Origin of the sequence: Acidovorax sp. FHTAMBA (assembly GCF_038958875.1) — a bacterium.
GTDB lineage: Bacteria > Pseudomonadota > Gammaproteobacteria > Burkholderiales > Burkholderiaceae_C > Acidovorax.
On sequence record NZ_CP152407.1, the window covers coordinates 3775712 to 3793014 of the forward strand.

General features: G+C 67.0%; 18 protein-coding genes. 11 read left to right on the forward strand and 7 right to left on the reverse strand.

Translation table 11 applies throughout. The features are described 5' to 3' along the window. Positions 1-46 precede the first annotated feature (46 nt). The gene (locus tag AAFF19_RS17630; protein WP_182119874.1) at positions 47-1036 is read left to right on the forward strand and encodes a tripartite tricarboxylate transporter substrate binding protein; all 990 of its coding nucleotides are present in this window, start codon (positions 47-49) and stop codon (positions 1034-1036) included. A 205-nt stretch (positions 1037-1241) separates the two neighbouring features. Here the strand turns inward: AAFF19_RS17630 and folK are convergent, their stop codons facing one another. From folK to hda, 4 genes are read right to left on the reverse strand one after another with little or no spacing between them, the layout of a single operon-like run. Continuing rightward, on the reverse strand, positions 1242-1772 hold the full coding sequence (folK, locus tag AAFF19_RS17635) for a 2-amino-4-hydroxy-6-hydroxymethyldihydropteridine diphosphokinase (RefSeq protein WP_008905674.1): 531 nt from the start codon (positions 1770-1772) through the stop codon (positions 1242-1244). Next, complete coding sequence (pcnB, locus tag AAFF19_RS17640) at positions 1769-3370, reverse strand: polynucleotide adenylyltransferase PcnB (RefSeq protein ID WP_342720670.1); 1602 nt, start codon at positions 3368-3370, stop codon at positions 1769-1771. Before pcnB ends, folK begins: the two co-directional genes overlap by 4 nt. A gap of 38 nt (positions 3371-3408) precedes the next feature. After that, on the reverse strand, positions 3409-4119 hold the full coding sequence (locus AAFF19_RS17645) for an HAD family hydrolase (protein ID WP_008905676.1): 711 nt from the start codon (positions 4117-4119) through the stop codon (positions 3409-3411). Between the two features lie 35 nt (positions 4120-4154). After that, positions 4155-4853, reverse strand: a complete 699-nt coding sequence (gene hda / locus AAFF19_RS17650; protein WP_182119947.1) for a DnaA regulatory inactivator Hda — start codon at positions 4851-4853, stop codon at positions 4155-4157. Positions 4854-5121: 268 nt separating this feature from the next. Here hda and AAFF19_RS17655 point away from each other — a divergent pair, with 268 nt between their 5' ends. The 4 genes from AAFF19_RS17655 (at position 5122) to AAFF19_RS17670 (ending at position 10023) form a co-directional block, all read left to right on the forward strand. Beyond that, positions 5122-6339 (forward strand): MFS transporter, encoded by a 1218-nt coding sequence (locus AAFF19_RS17655; RefSeq protein ID WP_342720671.1) that lies wholly within the window; start codon positions 5122-5124, stop codon positions 6337-6339. 82 nt (positions 6340-6421) lie between these two features. After that, the gene (purM, locus tag AAFF19_RS17660) at positions 6422-7471 is read left to right on the forward strand and encodes a phosphoribosylformylglycinamidine cyclo-ligase (protein ID WP_342720672.1); all 1050 of its coding nucleotides are present in this window, start codon (positions 6422-6424) and stop codon (positions 7469-7471) included. 31 nt (positions 7472-7502) lie between these two features. After that, positions 7503-8612 (forward strand): AI-2E family transporter, encoded by a 1110-nt coding sequence (locus AAFF19_RS17665; RefSeq protein WP_008905680.1) that lies wholly within the window; start codon positions 7503-7505, stop codon positions 8610-8612. A gap of 247 nt (positions 8613-8859) precedes the next feature. Beyond that, on the forward strand, positions 8860-10023 hold the full coding sequence (locus AAFF19_RS17670; RefSeq protein WP_342721872.1) for an IS4 family transposase: 1164 nt from the start codon (positions 8860-8862) through the stop codon (positions 10021-10023). A gap of 30 nt (positions 10024-10053) precedes the next feature. Here the strand turns inward: AAFF19_RS17670 and AAFF19_RS17675 are convergent, their stop codons facing one another. Further along, positions 10054-11121: a PHB depolymerase family esterase gene (locus AAFF19_RS17675; RefSeq protein ID WP_342720673.1), complete on the reverse strand. Its 1068-nt coding sequence runs from the start codon at positions 11119-11121 to the stop codon at positions 10054-10056. A gap of 310 nt (positions 11122-11431) precedes the next feature. Here AAFF19_RS17675 and AAFF19_RS17680 point away from each other — a divergent pair, with 310 nt between their 5' ends. The 5 genes from AAFF19_RS17680 to AAFF19_RS17700 all read left to right on the forward strand — a co-directional run bounded on the left by AAFF19_RS17680 (position 11432) and on the right by AAFF19_RS17700 (position 14378). Next, positions 11432-12016 (forward strand): isochorismatase family protein, encoded by a 585-nt coding sequence (locus AAFF19_RS17680; protein WP_342720674.1) that lies wholly within the window; start codon positions 11432-11434, stop codon positions 12014-12016. Positions 12017-12034: 18 nt separating this feature from the next. Then, positions 12035-12343 (forward strand): DUF1272 domain-containing protein, encoded by a 309-nt coding sequence (locus AAFF19_RS17685; protein WP_342720675.1) that lies wholly within the window; start codon positions 12035-12037, stop codon positions 12341-12343. Then, positions 12340-13368, forward strand: coding sequence for a helix-turn-helix domain-containing protein (locus AAFF19_RS17690; protein ID WP_342720676.1), 1029 nt, complete (start codon positions 12340-12342; stop codon positions 13366-13368). The genes AAFF19_RS17685 and AAFF19_RS17690 overlap by 4 nt, the downstream gene beginning before the upstream one ends. Positions 13369-13485: 117 nt before the next feature. Further along, entirely contained in the window at positions 13486-13992 is a 507-nt protein-coding gene (locus AAFF19_RS17695) for a GAF domain-containing protein (protein ID WP_342720677.1), read from the forward strand. Then, positions 13989-14378: a histidine kinase gene (locus AAFF19_RS17700; protein WP_342720678.1), complete on the forward strand. Its 390-nt coding sequence runs from the start codon at positions 13989-13991 to the stop codon at positions 14376-14378. Before AAFF19_RS17695 ends, AAFF19_RS17700 begins: the two co-directional genes overlap by 4 nt. A gap of 30 nt (positions 14379-14408) precedes the next feature. Here the strand turns inward: AAFF19_RS17700 and ppk2 are convergent, their stop codons facing one another. After that, on the reverse strand, positions 14409-15323 hold the full coding sequence (ppk2, locus tag AAFF19_RS17705; RefSeq protein WP_342720679.1) for a polyphosphate kinase 2: 915 nt from the start codon (positions 15321-15323) through the stop codon (positions 14409-14411). Positions 15324-15519: 196 nt separating this feature from the next. On the opposite strand from ppk2, the gene AAFF19_RS17710 reads away from it, so the two are divergent. Next, a complete protein-coding gene (locus AAFF19_RS17710) occupies positions 15520-16371 on the forward strand; it encodes a plasmid replication/partition related protein (RefSeq protein WP_342720680.1) in 852 nt (283 codons plus the stop codon). A 3-nt stretch (positions 16372-16374) separates the two neighbouring features. Here AAFF19_RS17710 and AAFF19_RS17715 read toward each other — a convergent pair whose 3' ends face one another. Beyond that, the gene (locus AAFF19_RS17715; protein ID WP_008905689.1) at positions 16375-17226 is read right to left on the reverse strand and encodes a transglutaminase-like domain-containing protein; all 852 of its coding nucleotides are present in this window, start codon (positions 17224-17226) and stop codon (positions 16375-16377) included. Positions 17227-17303: the final 77 nt, after the last annotated feature.

Sequence of the window (17303 nt, forward strand, 5' to 3'; positions counted from 1 at the left end):
AAGGTCTTCGTAAGCTTGCTTACGAATTTTTTGCACAATGGCGTCCATGAACCGCAGAAACCTCCTCTCCCTCGCCAGCGCCGCAGCCACCGCAGCGGCCTTTTCCCTGTCGTCCACCGCGGCCTTTGCGCAGGACTCGGGCCAGCCGATCCGGCTGGTTGTGCCCTACGCCCCGGGCGGTCCCATCGACGTGACGGCACGGGCGCTGGCCGAGCGGGTGCGCGACTCGCTGGGCACCGTGATCATCGAGAACAAGGGCGGCGCGGGCGGCAACATCGGCGCCGACTACGTGGCCAAGGCCGCGCCGGACGGGCTGACCATTGGCATCGCCGCCACGGCCACGCATGCGGTCAACCCCTGGCTGTACGCCAGGATGCCCTATGACGCAGGCAAGGACTTCGCCGGCATCACGCAGATGGTGCGCGTACCCAATGTGCTGGTGATGAACGCCGCCAAGGCCGAGCAGCTCAAGATCAACACCGTGGCCGACCTCATTGCCTATGCCAAGGCCAACCCTGCCAAGCTCAACTACGGCAGCGGCGGCAACGGCAGCGCGGGCCACCTGGCGGGCGAGATGTTCAAGCAGAAAGCCGGCATCTACGCCCTGCACATCCCCTACCGGGGTGCCAACCCGGCGCAGCTGGCGCTGCTGGCAGGCGAGGTGGACTTCAACATCGACAACCTGGCCGCCGCTGCGCCCAACATCCGCGCCGGCAAGCTCAAGGCCCTGGCCGTGACCTCGCTCGACGCCTCCCCGTCGCTGCCGGGCGTGCCCCCACTGTCCGCTTCGTTCAAGGGTTTCTCCATCGACACCTGGTGGGGCCTGGTGGCACCCGCAGCCACCCCCAAGCCGGTGATTGAAAAGCTGAACAAGGCGTTCGTGGCGGCACTCAACGCCCCCGAAACCAAAACCCGCTTCGGCGCCCTGCTGGCTGAACCCGTGCCCACCACGCCGCAGCAGTTCGACAGCTTCATGGCCGCCGAACGCGCGAAGTACCAGCAGGTGGTGAAGGCCTCGGGTGCGAAGGTTGATTGACCCCTGGGCGGCTGCGCCGCTTCCCCCAAGGGCGACGCCCCCGGTGCGGCGGGGCGGCCCTTGCACGGGGGGACTGGCGTTGGGCCGCACCGGTTTCAAACGGTGCGGGTGAGCCCGGCGCGTGGGGAACGATTTTCAAGTGTTTTTAGCCTCCAGCGCTTGTCCATCAAGCGCTAGCAGCTCCTTTTTCAGGAGCAAATCACCGTCAATCCACGCGATCCACCCTATCCGCCCAGCTCGGCCCTTGCAGCCGCTGGATGTCCTGCGACGCCACCGCCTGCAGCCACGCGGCCTCCACGCGTTCTGGTGCCAGGTCGGCAAGCGGGCGCAGCACAAACGCACGCTCGGCCATGCGGGGGTGGGGCACGGTGAGTGCCGGGCTGTCAATGATCTGGCCGCCAAACCACAGAATGTCCAGGTCCAGCGTGCGCGGGGCGTTGCGGTAGGGGCGCTCGCGCCCGGCGCCAAGTTCTATGGCTTGCAACGCAGCCAGCAGGGCCTGGGGGGTCAGCGTGGTAGCCAGCTCGGCCACGGCGTTGAGGTAGTCCGGCCCGCCGGCATCCAACGGTGCGCTGCCATAAAGGGGCGACACCCGCATCACGCGCGTGCCTGGCAACCGTCCGATGGCCGCCAGCGCAGTGCGCAACGCCGTTTCACGCTCGCCCAGGTTGGCGCCCAGTCCCACATAGACCGGCGCGGGCCGTTCGCCGTGCTTTTCGGGACCTGGCAGGTTCACTCGCCGGCCGCAGCAGGGGCTGCGCCTGCACCGCCTTCGGTGCCTCCGGCACCACCGGGCTTGCGACGACGGCGGCGGCGTTTCTTGGGGGCGCCGCCTTCGGAGGGAAACTCCGAGTCGCCCTCGGCAGGGCCGTTGCTCTCGGCACGGGGCAACCCGCGCGGGTCGGCGGCAGGCGCGGCGCGGGGCACGCGTTTGACCACGGGCTGCGCTTTCTGGCGCGCTTTCTGCTCTTCCTTGGCCTGGTCCATCAGGTCGTCGCGGCGCTCGTCGTCGGCGGTCTGGAAATCCTGCCACCATTCGGCCAGCGCCTCATCCACCTCGCCCACATCGGCGCGCAGGCGCATGAAGTCGAACCCGGCGCGAAAGCGCGGCTGCATCACCATGCCAAACGGCGTGTTGCCCACGCGCTTTTCAAAACGCGGCTGCATGACCCAGATCTCGCGCATGTCGGCGGCCAGCTTGCCCCGGCCTGAGACGTCGCCAATGCGCTTGTCAAACACCTCGTCGATGGCCTCCTGCAGCGCGGGCAGCGGGTGCTGGCGCTGGTTCAGGCGCTCTTGCCAGCCATTGCGCACGTCGTCCCACAGCACGCAGGCCAGCAGGAAGCTGGGCGCGACGGGCTTGCCTTCGTTGACGCGGCGGTCGGTGTCCACCAGGGCGGCTTTGACAAACGGGGTGTCGGCGCGCTCCACGGCCACATCGAGCAGCGGATAGATGCCCTTGGACATGCCCAGCTTGCGCAGCTGCTCGATGGTGGCGATGGCATGCCCGGTCTGCAGCAGCTTGAGCATTTCGTCAAACATGCGGCTCTGCGGGACCTCGGCCAGCAGGGTCTGCGACTGCACCAGCGGCGCCGCCGACTTGGCGTCGATGCTGAAGCCCAGCGGGCTGAGCTTGGCCGCAAACCGCACGGCACGGATGATGCGCACCGGGTCTTCGCGGTAGCGTGTGGCGGGGTCGCCAATCATGCGCAGTGTCTTCTTCTTGGCGTCTTGCAAACCCTTGTGGTAGTCCACCACGATCTGGCTCACCGGGTCGTAGTACATGGCGTTCACAGTGAAGTCGCGGCGCGTGGCGTCTTCGTCCTGCGGGCCCCATACGTTGTCGCGCAGCACGCGGCCGCTGGCGTCCACAGCATGCTGCATGCCCGACAGCTGCGCCTTGCTGGTCTTCTCGTTGCCCGCCACCTGGCCGGCGGCGGCATTGTCGAGGTAGGCGCGGAAGGTGGATACCTCGATCACCTCGTGCTCGCGGCCGCGCCCGTGCACCACGTGCACGATGCGAAACCGCTTGCCGATGATGAAGGCGCGGCGAAACAGCCCCTTGACCTGCTCGGGCGTGGCGTTGGTGGCCACGTCGAAGTCCTTGGGGCGCAGGCCGAGCAGCAGGTCGCGCACGGCGCCGCCCACGATGTAGGCCTCAAAGCCCGCCTGCTTGAGTGTGGCCACCACATCGGCGGCGCGCCGGTCCACCAGCTCGGGGTTGATGCCGTGCATGCTGGCGGGCACCTCTTCGCGCTTGCCGAAGTGGGGCTTGCCGCCTGCGGTGCCGGGCGTCGATTTGCCCATCAGTTTGTCGAGGAACTTCTTGATCATGGGTAGGGAGTCGTCAGGGGATTGCGCGTGCGCAGGGGTCAGGAGGCCGTCTGGCTGGCGGGCGCTGCAAACAGGTCCAGTATGCGCCAGCCGCGCTCCTGGGCCAGTGCGCGCAGGCGCGGGTCGGGGTTGGTGGCGACCGGGTGGTTCACCTTCTCCAGCAGGGGCACGTCATTCATGGAGTCGCTGTAGAAGGTGCTGTCCACGTCGGCCCAGCTGAGCTGCCGCCCGGCCAGCCATTGTTCCATGCGGCGCACCTTGCCTTCGCGCATGGTCGGGATACCGTCAATCTCGCCGGTGTACCAGCCGCTGGCGTCACGCGCCAGCTGCACAGCCAGCAACTGCGGCACGCCCAGCGCCTGGGCGATGGGCGTGGTCACGAACTCGTTGGTGGCGGTGACGATCAACACCTCGTCGCCCGCCGCCTGGTGCTGGCGAATCAGGTCGAGCGCCTGCGGCTTGATGGCCGGGGTGATGACCTCGCGCATGAACTGCTGGTGCGCATTCGCCGCGGCCTCGGGGCCGCGCAGGCGCACAGCCTCGGTGGCAAAGCGCACGTAGTCGTGCACATCGAGTGTGCCGGCCTGGTAGTGGGCGTAGAACTCGTCGTTGCGGCGAGCGAACTCCACGGGGTCGTTCCAGCCGATGCGGATGGTGAATTCGCCCCACTCGTAGTCGGAGTCGAGCGGCAGCAGCGTGTGGTCCAGGTCAAACAGCGCAAGCCGCAGGCGGCGGGGTTCAGTAGTCATTCAGTGTCACAAAGGGCAATAAGAGGTGCGCAGCGTCATTCCGACTCGAGCATGGTTTTCAGCAGCGGAATCGTGATGGCGCGCTGGGTGCGCAGCGCAAACGCGTCGAGCTGGTCCAGCAACTGCATCAGGCTGCCCAGGTCGCGCGAGAAGCGGTTGAGCATGTAGTCCATCACTTCGTCGCCCAGGAACACGCCGCGTGCGTCGGCCTCCTGGCGCAGCACGGCGCGGCGCTCGGCCTCGCCCAGCAGTTGCAGCTGAAACACATGGCCCCAGCCCAGGCGGCTGCGCAAGTCGTCGCGCAGCGGCAGGTCCGCCGGGGGCAGGTCGCCCGCCGCCAGCACCCAGCGCTGGCTGCCGCTGGCAGGGCTGATGGCGTTGACGAACCAATTGAAGGCGGTGGCCTGCTGGGCGGTGCTGTACAGGTGCACGTCGTCCATGACGACGGCGGCCCAGCGTTCATCAAAATCGGGCGGCTCGGCCACCGAGGGGTCGAGCCAGCCCACGCTGGAGCCCTGCTCGCGCAGGGCCTGGCGCACGGCCTGGAGCAAATGGGTCTTGCCGCTGCCCGGCTCGCCCCACAGATAGGTGGGCACCGGGGACCGCGTGGCTTCGCTGCTGCCCGCCCCGGCAGCCAGGCGAAGGTGTTGCAGCGCGGCCTCGTTGGGCCCGGCAAAAAAGCGCTCCAGGGTGGGCCCGGTGGCCAGGCCGATGTCCAGCGCCAGTTGCTTCATCGTCATGCGCGGCACCCGCACAGCACAGGCCGGGCCCTGGCGGTGGGTGCGCAAGCGGCGGTCAGAAAGAGGGTCAGCAGCGGCATCACAAGTGGGTGGGAAGGCACCGGGCCGTGGATGACTGCGGCCAGGCGCGGCGACAAAGTGGCGTACGGCGCGTGGTCACCGACCGGCTCCCTCACAGGGGCTGGGCGACAATGGCCGCGATTTTAGTCTGCTGCCAACCTCTTTTGGCCGCCGCCCGGCCCATCCTCGCCCGTCCCGCACCATGACTTCTCCCGCCTCACCCTCCAAGCACCTGCCCGCCAGCATCTGGGCGCTGGGCTTCGTCAGCCTGCTGATGGACGTGTCGTCCGAGATGATCCACAGCCTGCTGCCGGTGTTTCTGGTCACCACGATGGGCGTGAGCATGCTCGCGGTGGGCCTCATCGAAGGCGCGGCCGAGGCCACGGCGTTGATGCTCAAGGTGTTCTCGGGCGTGCTGAGCGACTGGTGGGGGCGGCGCAAGCCGCTTGCGGTGCTGGGCTACGGGCTGGGGGCGCTGTCCAAGCCGCTGTTTGCCATCGCTCCCACCGTGGGCCTGGTGGTCACGGCGCGCCTCATCGACCGCGTAGGCAAGGGCATCCGCGGCGCGCCGCGCGATGCGCTGGTGGCCGACCTGGCACCGCCGGAGATGCGCGGTGCAGCGTTCGGGCTGCGGCAGTCGCTGGACACCGTGGGCGCCTTCCTGGGCCCGCTGCTGGCCATGGGGCTGATGCTGCTGTGGGCCAATGACTTCCGCGCGGTGTTCTGGGTGGCCGTGATTCCGGCCGTGCTGTGCGTGGCCTTGCTGCTGGTGGGCGTGCGTGAGCCCGAGCGCGCCGCCAGCGCCGTGCGCACCAATCCCATTCGCCGCGAGAACCTGCGCCGCCTGGGCTGCGCCTACTGGAGCGTGGTGGCCCTGGGCGCCGTGTTCACGCTGGCGCGCTTCAGCGAGGCGTTTCTGGTGCTGCGCGTGCAGCAGGGTGGCCTGCCGCTGGCCTGGACGCCCCTGGTGCTGGTGCTGATGAACGTGGTGTTTGCGCTGGGCGCCTACCCGCTGGGCAAGCTCTCTGACCGCATCCGCCACACCACGCTGCTGGCCTGGGGGCTGGTGGTGCTGATCGCCGCCGATGCGCTGCTGGCGGTCAGCGACCAGGGCGCAGTCGCCTGGCTGGGCATCGCGCTGTGGGGCCTGCACATGGCCATGACGCAGGGCCTGCTGGCCACCATGGTGGCCGACACCGCGCCTTCCGACCTGCGTGGCACGGCGTTTGGCATGTTCAACCTGGTCAGCGGCGTGGCGCTGCTGGTGGCCAGCGGCCTGGCGGGCCTGCTGTGGGACCGGCTGGGCGCCAGCGCCACGTTTGGCGCCGGAATGCTGTTTGCCACACTGGCGCTGGCCGGTGTGCTGGTGCAATCCGCACGGCAAGGCCGCACCCCAAAGCCCCCTGTCACACAGGGCTGAGAGAGCTCGCCAAAGCGCGCCCCTTAAAATCCCCGGATTCCAGCCCGCCCGGCGGGCCTACCAGCACCAAAGCACCCCCTCCATGAGCTCCTCTGCCCCCTCCACTCCCATCTCGTACAAAGACGCCGGCGTTGACATCGACGCGGGCGACGCGCTGGTCGAACGCATCAAGCCGCTGGCCAGGAAGACCATGCGCGAAGGTGTGCTGGCGGGCATTGGCGGCTTTGGCGCACTGTTTGAAGTGCCCAAGCGTTACAAGGAGCCCGTGCTGGTCTCCGGCACCGATGGCGTGGGCACCAAGCTCAAGCTGGCGTTTGAATGGAACATGCACGACACCGTGGGCATCGACCTGGTGGCCATGAGCGTGAATGACGTGCTGGTGCAGGGCGCCGAGCCCCTGTTCTTCCTGGACTACTTTGCCTGCGGCAAGCTCGACGTGGACACGGCTGCGGCCGTGGTCGGCGGCATCGCCAAGGGCTGCGAGCTCTCTGGTTGTGCGCTGATCGGCGGCGAAACCGCCGAAATGCCCGGCATGTACCCCGCAGGCGAATACGACCTGGCCGGCTTTGCCGTGGGTGCGGTCGAAAAGAGCAAGATCCTGACCGGCAAGGACGTGGCCCCTGGCGACGTGGTGCTGGGCCTGGCCTCGTCCGGTGTGCACTCCAACGGCTTCAGCCTGGTGCGCAAGTGCATTGACCGTGCCGAAGCCGCTGGCACCGTGCCCGCCACGCTGGACGGCAGGCCCTTCAAGCAGGCCATCATGGAGCCGACCCGCCTGTACGTGAAGAACGTGCTGGCCGCGCTGGCCCAGCATCCCATCAAGGCCCTGGCCCACATCACCGGCGGTGGCCTGCTGGAGAACATCCCCCGCGTGCTGCCTGACGGCACCGCAGCCCACCTCAAGAAGGGCAGCTGGCCCCAGACCGAGCTGTTCGCCTGGCTGCAGAAGACGGCCGGCATTGATGACATCGAAATGAACCGCACCTTCAACAACGGCATCGGCATGGTGGTGGTGGTGGACGCGGCCTGCGCCGAAGCCACGGCCGCCACACTGCGTGCAGCGGGCGAGCAGGTGTACGCAATTGGCACGATCGCACCGCGCGGTGACGGGGCTGCCGTCGTGGTGGCCTGACCGCACTGCCGTCCTTCAGAACGCTCCGCGCATGGCGCACACCCCGCCCTCGCCCCCCGTCGTCATCCACCACACGCCGGAGCCGGCCCCCGCCACGCTACCGCCGCGCCCCCCCACCCGGGGCATTGTGGTGGCCAGCTATCTGCTGATGGCCGCCACCTTGCTGCTGGTGATGTGGCGCGGCCTGTTGCCAGGCCTGCTGTGCGTGTGCCTGGGCTTTCTGCTGACCCGCGCGCTCACCCGCTGGTTTGCCCAGGGCCTGAGCCGGGTGCGGCGCCAGGCCCAGCCCTCCGCATCCGGCCTGCGGGTTGCGCAGATCGCCGCGGCGGCCCTGGTCATGCTGCTGCCGCTGGCGCTGCTGGCTGCGGGGTTGACGCATTCGCGCGGGTATCTCGTTACGGCGCCGCAGCAATACCAGGAGCTGCTCAATTACATGGCACGCACGGTGCTGGAGCTGCGGCTGAAGCTGCCCATGGACATGGCCACCCACCTGCCCGAAGGGGCCGCCGAGATCCAGCGCATCATCGCCAATTACCTGGGCGCCAAGGCGGGCGCGCTGGCCATGGCCGGACGCGCGTGGCTGGCGGGCGTGCTGTTTGCCTACGTGGGACTGCTGATCGGCGCGCTGGCCGCGGTGCGCCCCGCCGCGCTGGCCGGCGGGCCGCTGGCCCAGCAGCTGAAGTTGCGCATCACGCTGTTTGGCGAGGCGTTCCGCCAGATTGTTGCCGCGCAGTTCTGGATTGCAGCCTTCAACACCCTGCTGACGGGCCTGTTCCTTCTGTTTGTGCTGCCCCTGTGGGACCTGGAGCTGCCTTACACGCCGGTGCTGATCACCTTCACCTTCATTGCAGGGCTGGTGCCCATCGTGGGCAACCTGGTGTGCAACGTGGTGATCACCATCGTGGGGCTGTCGGTGTCGCCCCTGGCGGCAGTGGCGTGCCTGGGGTTTCTGATCCTCATCCACAAGGCCGAATACGTCATCAACGCCAAGGTGGTGGGCCGCCGCACCCAGATGGGCGTGTGGGAGCTGCTCTCGGTGATGTTTGTGGCCGAAGCCGTGTTCGGCCCGGCCGGGCTGGTGGCGGCGCCGCTGTGTTACGCGTACCTGAAAAAAGAGCTGGTGGCGGCGCGGCTGGTGTAGTTGCAGCGCATCGCTGCAGGCGACACCTTTCACCGACAAAAACTACAATTTTGATAGCTGCCAGCGCTTGATGGATAAGCGCTGGCGGCCATTTTCAATCACAATTTCACTACTGTCCGGTAAATCTCCCGGCAAATTAGCTCAGACATAGGCCGGGCGCGGGTTCCCAGAGGATTCTCGATTCCGGCGATTTGAAACGCGATCCACGCCCGTGGCGTACCGTGGCCTCATTTTTGGGGTCTACACCATGAACACTGGGCGCACGGTTTTCGCACAACTGCTGGGGGTCGTGCCGTTTAGCCACTTTGAACACCTTGTTGACAAATACCAAGCCAACCGATGGACGCGCGACTTCACCGCATGGAGTCACTTCATCTGCATGGCCTACGCGCAGTTCACCCGCAGAGAGGGTTTGCGTGACCTGATCGCGTGCTTGAATTCTCAGAGCAGCAAGCTCTATCACCTGGGCCTGCGCCAGCGGGTGTCACGCTCCACCTTGGCCGATGCCAACGAGCGACGCGACTCGGCATTGTTTGAAGCACTGGGGCATCGTCTGACAGAGATGGCGCTGGCTTTGTACCAAGACCATGACATTGGGTTGGGCCTTAAGGAGCCGTTGTATGCCATGGACTCCACCACCATTGATTTGTGCCTGAGCCTGTTTCCTTGGGCTGACTTTCGATCTACTAAAGCAGGCATCAAAGCCCACACCGTAATCGACTTGCGTGGCGCGATTCCGGTCATGCTTACCATCACCACGGGCAAGGTCAGTGATGTGAGCCTGCTGGACAATTTGGCTCTGCCAAAGGGCTCCATCGTAGTGCTGGATCGGGGCTATGTGGACTTTGCCCGGCTGTACCTGCTGGTGCAGCAGGAATGCAGTTTTGTGGTGCGCGCCAAAGGCAACTTGAGTTTTCATTGCACTGAAGCGCACCCCACCGACGCCAAGGCAGGAGTCTGGTCAGACCAGACGATTGTGCTGACCGGGGAGCGCTCCAAGAAGGGCTACCCACAGCCTTTGCGTCGGGTACGCTTTTATGACGCCGTGAGCTGCCTGGAGTTGGTGTTTCTGAGCAATCGCCTGGACTTATCGGCCCTGACCATCGCCACGATCTACAAGCAGCGTTGGCAGGTTGAGTTGTTCTTCAAGTGGCTCAAGCAGAACTTGAACGTCAAACACTTCTTCGGCAACTCACTGAACGCGGTGCGCTCGCAAATCTGGATTGCGGTATGTACCTATCTCATGGCCTTGATCGCCCACAAGCCGTTTCATGCGCGGATTTCATTGCGCAACTTCCTGCATCTGGCGGAGGTCAACATGTTCGAGAAGGTCACCCTGGCACAGATGGTGACCAACGCACTCACCGGAGATGAGATTGAGCAAGGACAGCATCAGACGGAGCTATTCTGATGCATCAAGGAAATTTACCGGACAGTAGTGTCACAATTTTGCAAACTGCCGCGCCACGAACGCCCACACCAGGGCCGACGCGTCCGGCCCCGCAGGATCGCTGTAAGCCAGCTTCGCCGCGCCGCCGCTCCAGGCATGGGCCAGCCCCACGATCTCGCGCAGGGCCACCACGGTGCGGCCGCTTTTCTTGAACTCGGTCACCCGCATGGCGTGGCGCTGCCCGCGCTGCAAGGTGCGAATGGCGCCTGCACGCGCACCCAGGGCGTCCGCCCACAGCAGGGCGGCGGCGGCAGCGTTGCGCACGGACACCACCCCATCCGCGTCCCCATGCAGCACCAGCAGGGGGGGCAGCGCGGCGGGCGCAGCCTCTGACGGCACGACGTCCGGCAGGTGCGCCTCGCGCCGCCCATGCATGGCGGCCATGGCGGAGGCCGCCGATTCGGCCGTGCCGGGAGCCACCCCCGAATGCATGGCCACGGCGCAGAAGCGGTCGGGGTACCGCGCCGCCATGAGCACGGCCATGCTGGCACCGGCCGACAGGCCCGCCACGGCCACGCGCGCCAGATCCACGGGGTGTGTGGCGGCCACCCGGTCAATGGCGGCAAGCAGCGTGGCGGCTTCAGCCTGGGCCTTGCCGTTGCGCCGCTCGAACCAGTTCCAGCAGCCGTGGGCGTTGGCCATGCGCTCCTGCTCGGGGTAGAGCACCAGAAACCGCTGGCGCGCCGCCAGCCGGTTCATGCGCGACACCGCGGCCAGGTCGCGCCCCGTCTGACCGCAGCCGTGCAGCATGACCAGAAGCGGCAGCTTCTCGCGTGCCTTGAGCGCCAGGCCCGGCGGGATATACAGCTGGTAGCGCCGCGCCCCCGCGGGCCCGCGCGCCAGGCCCGCCAGCCATTCACCGCTGACGGGTGGGGGCCTGCCCGCAGGCCGGGCAGCGCGCGCCACCGCAGGCACCTTGACCGCTTTGGCCGCCGCCCCCCGCAGCTTGGCCGGCGCCTTGGCCCGCACCGGCCGCGTTGCGCGCGCGAACGCCTTGAGGTTGCGCTGGTACGCCCGGGTCAGCGACGACAAAGAGAACAGACGGGAACGGCGGGGCATGGGCGAAAGGAATGCTGGACGAGTGGCAACAGGAATATAGGGAAAACCCTAGCCACCATAGCAGCTTATGGCCCCCATCGTCAAAACTATTAAATTGATAGCTGCTTGCGCTTGCTGAGTAAGCGCCAGTGGCCAATTTGGCTTCAATTTCTGTCACTTCCGCCAGCGGCAAAGGCAAACCCGCGCACATCCGGCATACCGCCAGGATTCATGGCAGAAAATGATCGATTCCTGTCTGCAGGGGTGCGGACACCGGCACGTCGCCCCGGCATCATTGGCGCCATTCTCCCCACCACCTAGAGAGCCTGCCATGAACACCTGTCTGATAGTGATTGACGCACAAGAGTCGTTTCGCCACCGCCCGTACTTCACCGACACCGACCTGCCCGCCTACCTGCGCGCCCAGAACGCACTGATCCAGGGCTGCGCGGCCCGGGGCGTGCCCGTGGTGCGCGTGCTGCACAGCGACGGCCCCGAATTGCCCGAGAACGCCTTCGCGCAGGTGTCGGGCCATGTGCGGCCACTGCAGGGCCTCGCGCCGTTCGAAGCCACCGCCACCTTCACCAAGTCGCGCCACAGCGCACTGGTGGGCACCGGCCTGGATGTGTGGCTCACGCAAAACGGCATCCATCGCCTCATCATCAGCGGCATCCGCACCGAGCAATGCTGCGAGACCACCACGCGCCATGCCAGCGACCTGGGCTGGCAGGTGGACTACGCCCTGGATGCCACCCTGACCTGGGACATGGTGCAGCCCGATGGCGAAATACTGAGCGCGCAGAACATCAAGACCCGCACCGTCACAGTGCTCCACGGCCGGTTTGCCACCGTCACCACCGCACAGCAGGCGCTGGCCCGGCTGGTGCCCGAGCATCTGCTGGCGCAGGCCGCCTGACCCGCCGGAGTTTTGCCCATGCTGGAACTGCGCCCCACCTGTGAGCACTGCAACACTGCCATGCCCCCGACGTCACTGCAGGCCCGCATCTGCAGCTTTGAATGCACCTTTTGCGCCACTTGCGCAGATACCGTGCTGGGCAACGTGTGCCCCAACTGCGGCGGCGGTTTTGCGCCCCGCCCCATCCGCCCCGCGCACAACTGGCGCAACGGCAACCACCTGGGCAACCACCCCGCCAGCGCCGCGGTGCGCCACCGCCCGGCAGACCCTGTTGCGCACGCGGCGCTGGCTGCCGCCCTGCAGGCTGTGCCGCCCGGGTTGCGATGAGCCAGGCCGTGGACAACACCACCGCGGGGCACGGCGCCCGTCCTATCCACGTCTACTTCGCCCTGCTGCCGCACAGCCTGCTGCTGGACTGGGCGGGCCCGGCCGAGGCGCTGCGCATTGCCAACCAGAGCCTGCGCGCGCTGGGGCAGCCCGATCGCTTTGTGCTGCACTTTGTCAGCCCCACGCCACAATCGGTGACCTCGGTGGGCGTGATGCTGACCGGGCTGGCGCCGCTGCCTGAAGCCCTGCAAGCCCTGCCGACCCCGTCATGGGTGGTGCTGGTGGGCCTGCCCGGCGAGCGCATTGACGTTGACCACACCGATGCCCGCGCGTTGCTGCACTGGCTGCGCGGCTTGTGCCTGGCCACCGGCCAGCTCGAGCTGGTGACCGTGTGCGCAGGCGCCATCGTGGCCGCCCACGCAGGCCTGTTGACCGGGCGCCGCGCCACCACCCACCACCACCACCTGGAAGAACTGGCCGCGGTGGACCCGCGCTGCGACGTAACCGCCAACCGCGTGTTTGTGGCCGACGGACCGGTGCACAGCAGCGCGGGTGTGACCACCGGCATCGATTTGCTGCTGCACCGCATTTCCGACATCTGCGGCCCCGTGGTGGCCGCGCAGGTGGCACAAACCATGGTGGTGGCCCTGCGCCGCGGCCCCAACGACCCCGAGCTGTCACCCTTTCTGCACCACCGCAACCACCTGCACGCTGCGCTGCACCGAGTGCAGGACGCCGTGGGCCGCCAGCCCCAGGCTGAGTGGAACGTGCCCGCCATGGCGGCCGTGGCCCACACCTCGCCCCGGCACCTCACGCGGCTGTTTCTGGAACATGCGGGCATCGCCCCGCTGGCCTACCTGCGCCGCATCCGGCTGGCCACGGCCGAGGCCGCGCTGCAGGCGGGGCAGAACGTGACGCAGGCCGCGCTCATGGCAGGCTTCAGCTCGGACACCCAGCTGCGCCGTGCGTGGCACCAGTTCGGACGTGGCGGCACGCCGTCGCAGGGCAGCACGCGCAGCCGTTGAGGAGGGAAGTGCACGCCGTGCCGCGCCCGCCCACCGCGCCGCGCCACGCCACGCCACGCCACGCCACGCCGGCCGATAATCGGCCCGTTTGCCGCACCACCCATCCGGGTCGCCACCATGCAAGAACCACCCCGCCCCGCCGACGAGCCGGACCGCCTGCAGGCACTGCGCCAGTTGCTGATCCTGGACACGCCGCCCGAAGAGCGGTTTGACCGCCTGACGGCATTTGCCGCGCAGGAGTTCGACGTGCCCACGGCACTGCTCTCGCTGATCGACGACGACCGACAGTGGTTCAAGTCACGGGTGGGCATGGGCCCGTGCGAGACCCCGCGAAGCATCTCGTTCTGCGGCCACGCCATCCTGCAGGACGACATCATGGTGGTGCCCGATGCGCACCAGGACGAGCGCTTCACAGGCAACCCGCTGGTGACGGGGGAGCCATTCATCCGGTTCTATGCCGGGGCGCCGCTCAGGCTGCCCGATGGACACAACGTGGGCACGCTGTGCCTGCTGGACAGCAAACCCCGCACGCTGGACGAGATCGACCTGGCCATCCTCGGCTCGCTGCGCGATCTGGCGGTGGAAGAGCTGGTGCGCCGCGAGCCGGGAACCGCGACCCCATGAGCGAGCGCCGCAATCAGGACATCCTGCTGGTCGAGCCCAGCTCGCTGACCGGCAGCATCATCGTGGCCACGGCCCGCCAGCTGAACCTGCCTGCAGTGCGGCAGGTCAACAGTGTGCGAATGGCCCAGCAACGGCTGGCGCACCAGGATTTTGCAGCAGTGATCGTCTCCATCGACGAGCAGCAGCAGGAGGCGATTGCCCTGCTGGAGCAGGTGCGCAACGATGCGCTGGCCATCAGCGCCAGCGTGCCCGTGGCGGTGATCACCGCTCAGGTCGATGCGTCCACCGCCATCAAGATGAAAGCGCTGCAGGTGCGGCGCGTGCTGATCAAGCCCTTCAAGGTGCGGGACGTGATCGCCACCATCACCCTGCTGAAAGACACCTGAACCGCCCCAGCCCGCGGTGCAGTGCAGGTCTCAATAAATCTCCGGCACGTACATGCTGGCAGGCACGGGCTGGCGCAGGTATTCGGGGTTGCGCACGCGGTCGGGCAGCACCACGGGCAGGTGCGGCACCTCCTGGTAGGGCAGCTGCGACAACAGGTGCGCAATGCAGTTCAGGCGCGCCTTTTTCTTGTCCACCGCCTGCACCACCCACCAGGGGGCTTCGGGGATGTGGGTGCGCTCCAGCATCGTCTCTTTGGCCTTGGTGTAGGCCTCCCAGCGCACGCGGCTTTCCAGGTCCATGGGGCTCAGTTTCCACTGCTTGAGCGGGTCGTGGATGCGGCCCAGAAAGCGCAGGTGCTGCTCCTCATCAGTGATGGAAAACCAGTATTTGACCAGCGTGATGCCCGAGCGCACCAGCATCTTTTCAAACTCGGGCACGGTGCGAAAGAACTCTTCGTACTCGTCGTCGGTGCAAAAACCCATCACCCGTTCGACGCCCGCGCGGTTGTACCAGCTGCGGTCAAACAGCACCATCTCGCCGGCTGCAGGCAGGTGCGCCACATAGCGCTGGAAGTACCACTGCGTGCGCTCGCGGTCGTTGGGCGCGGGCAGCGCGGCCACACGGGCCACGCGCGGGTTCAGGCGCTGCGTGATGCGCTTGATGACGCCGCCCTTGCCCGCCGCGTCGCGCCCCTCGAACAGGATCACCACCTTCTGGCGGCTGTGCTGCACCCAGTCCTGCAGCTTCACGAGCTCGCCCTGCAGGCGAAACAGGTCCTTGAAGTATTGCTGGCGCGCCAGCCTGTCGCCGGGTGTGGGTGCGCCGATGTCATCGACCTCGCGGTCTTCGATCTCCAGCTCCAGCTCTTCGTCGTAGCTGTCAATGAGGTCGTTGGCGATGCGCTGCATCAGGTCCTGGGTATCGAGGGTGGTGCTGTAAAACATGGTGCAGTCCGAGGGACCGGAAGACGGAAACTCCGCCATGGTTGCGCGGTGCGGTGACATGCCCATGACACCCGCGCATGCTCGTCCTGCCGCCGTCACGGGCAAACGGCCTTTTGCCTGCGCCCTGGCGCGCCGCGCTGTAAACGCCCTCTACAATCGCGCCCCTTGCCCGCCCCGCAATTGCCTTGCTTGCGCCATGAACATCGTCGTCAACGAAGAACTCAAAGCCTATATCGAACCCCTGACCGCAGACGAGCACGAAGCGCTGGAACGCAGCATCCTGTCCGAGGGCTGCCGCGATGCGCTGGTGCTTTGGGGCGACGTGCTGGTGGACGGGCACAACCGGTATGGCATTTGCCAAAAACACGGCCTGCCCTTCCAGACGGTGCAGAACCCGCGCTTTCAGTCCCTGGAGGACGTGCACCTGTGGATGATCGACCAGCACCTGGGGCGGCGCAGTGTGTCGGATTTTCAACGCGGGGTGCTGGCGCTGCGCAAACGCGAAATCATGGCCGACCGCAAGGCCCGCGCGGCCGCGCCCGCGCAAACTGAACCGGCCGCCGCAAAATCTGAAACGCCCGAGGCAGCGGCCGCCCTGCCCGCACCCGAGCCCCTGCACAGCCGCGAGGCCATTGCCCGGGCCGCACGCCTGAGCAGCAGCCAGGTGGTGCTGATTGAAAAGATCCAGAAGCAGGCAGCGCCGGAGCTGGTGGCGGCGGTGAAATCCGGCACCATCTCCATCAATGCAGCGGCGGCTGTCGCCACCCTGCCCGCGCAGGAACAGGTGGCGGCCGTCGCGGCGGGCAAGGACGAACTCAAGCTGGCGGCCAAACGCGTGCGCGAACTCAACAAGCGCAAGCCGCGCCAAGAATCAGCACACGATGAAAACGCTGCGGCCGCAGATGCCAGCGCGGGCACGGAAGCCGACGCCGATGTACTCCAGGCCCTACGGGCCCGCGTGGCAGAACTGACGGCAGAGAACACCGAGCTGCGCCGCCAGGTGGCGCAATTGCAGGCGGCGCTGCCAGAGGGCAGCAGCCCGTTCTGAGGTTCAGCCGTTGGCGTTGCGCAGCGCGCTCAGCCGGTCGGCAATCAGGTCGATGTCGAGCCCATCCTCGGCGTGGGCCAAATAGGCCTGCAAATCGGCAATCGCTTCAAGGGTATTGCCCCGCTCGGCATGGGCCAGCCCCCGGTCGCGCCACTCGCCCCAGGCTTCGGGCAGCAGCACGATGAGACGGTCCAGCACGGCAATCAGGCGTTGCCAGTCCTGCTGCGTGCGGTGCACTTCCTTCAGGTTGCGCAGCATGCGCGCAATGATGTCGCGCGGCGTGGCGGCCTGCAGGTACAGGCCCAGTGGCACGTCGTAGTCATCCACCAGACCGTTGCGGCGCTTGTAGGGCTCCAGGCGCTCGGCCAGCTCTTCGCGGCTCAATGACTGGCCCGAGATCGGGTCGAGCACCACCTGGCCCTTGGGCAGCAGCACCTTGACCATGAAGTGCCCCGGGAACGCAATTCCCCGTGCATGCAGGCCCAGGCCCTGGGCCAGCTCCATCCACAACACGGCGAGCGAAATCGGGATGCCCCGGCGCGTGCGCAGCACGGCGTTGAGGTAGCTGTTTTCGGGGTCGTAGTAGTTGTTGATGTTGCCGGCGAAGCCCAGGTCGGCAAAGAAGAACTGGTTGAGCGTGCGCAGGCGCTGCAGCGCAGGGGCATCGGTGGGCAGGCGGCGTTTGATGCGGGCCAGCAGCTGGTCCATATCGCCCAGCAGCTGCTGCATGTCCAGCTCGGGGTATTCGTCCTGCGCCAGGCTGGCCGCCGCCTCCAGCAGCGGAAAGTGCTCGTCGCTTTGCACCAGCGATGCAAAGTACTCCAGCGAGGTGGGCACGGAATAGCTCAGGGACATGGCTGGTTTGTAAGTCTGGTCTGCGGCGGCGTCAACCCACAGATACTCTGGTTTAGCGGGGCTTTTGCGGGCTTTGC